Here is a 438-nt window from a genome sequence, read left to right as displayed (position 1 = left end):
CGACTCGTGGAAGCGCACCAGCTGGTCGGCCTTGCCCAACGGCAGGTCACCGGCCTCGAAGGCCTGCGTGATCTCACCCGTCGCCCCTGCAGCGCCGGCGACCCGCACCACCCGCGCGACGTGCTGGGTCGAGGGGCGGGGCGCGCGGCGCCCTTCGCTGACCCCGACCCAGTCGTGCGCCGACCACGACCCCTGGCCCGGCAGGCCCCGCGAGATCCCTTCGCGCACCAGCTGCACCTCGGCGACCTCCAGCAGCTGCCGGGCTCGACCGATCAACGCCAACCCGTCTGCGACGTCCGGGTCGGGCAGCTGCCAGGCCGTGCCCGGGTCGGCGTACACCAACGAGCGCAGCGCGTCCCGCAGGCCACCCATGAGGCCTGTGTCGCGGTACTGCAGCGGCGTCGCTGTCATGATTCGATCATACGTTCGATGACGTGC

At 72.4% G+C, this 438-nt stretch carries 1 protein-coding gene; it reads right to left on the bottom strand.

Going from position 1 to position 438, the window contains the following annotated elements; translation table 11 throughout:
* Positions 1 to 411: hypothetical protein (locus tag ABC138_RS17600; RefSeq protein WP_345914477.1), on the bottom strand; the 411-nt coding region annotated here is incomplete at its 3' end.
* Between the last annotated feature and the right edge of the window lie 27 nt (positions 412 to 438).

It is taken from the genome of Janibacter sp. LM, from assembly GCF_039631275.1.
GTDB lineage: Bacteria > Actinomycetota > Actinomycetes > Actinomycetales > Dermatophilaceae > Janibacter > Janibacter terrae.
This window is presented reverse-complemented; position numbering and strand designations above follow the sequence as displayed.